Origin of the sequence: Burkholderia sp. BCC0419, assembly GCF_902830285.1 — a bacterium.
Taxonomy (GTDB): Bacteria; Pseudomonadota; Gammaproteobacteria; order Burkholderiales; family Burkholderiaceae; genus Burkholderia.
In genome coordinates this window covers 1-406 of sequence record NZ_CADESR010000033.1, presented here as the reverse complement: position 1 = coordinate 406, position 406 = coordinate 1, and the positions used below count along the sequence as shown (strand labels likewise).

The following is a 406-nucleotide window of genomic DNA, read 5'->3' as shown; positions in this document are numbered from 1 at the left end:
TTCTCGGTCGGCTCGCCGTCCTTGCCCACGCCCATGTTGCCGGTCGCGACGCCTTTGACCGAGCCGTCGTCGTTGTAGAGGATCTCGGCGGCCGGGAAGCCCGGGAAGATCTCGACGCCCAGCGCTTCGGCCTGTGCCCCAAGCCAGCGCGTGACGTTGCCCAGCGAAATCACGTAGTTGCCGTGATTCTTGAAATTGTCGGGCAGCGCCCAGTTCGGCGTCGTGACCGCGCTCTTCTCGGACAGGAACAGGAAGCGGTCTTCCGTCACCTCGACGTCGAGCGGTGCGCCGCGCTCCTTCCAGTCGGGAAACAGCTCGGTGATCGCGCGCGGGTCCATCACCGCGCCCGACAGGATGTGCGCGCCGATCTCGGAACCCTTCTCGAGCACGCATACGCCGATCTCGG

At 66.0% G+C, this 406-nt stretch carries 1 pseudogene; it reads right to left on the bottom strand.

What is annotated here, in order from left to right:
- Nucleotides 1–406, bottom strand: a pseudogene (locus tag HWW87_RS36895) (electron transfer flavoprotein-ubiquinone oxidoreductase); the annotation flags it as partial.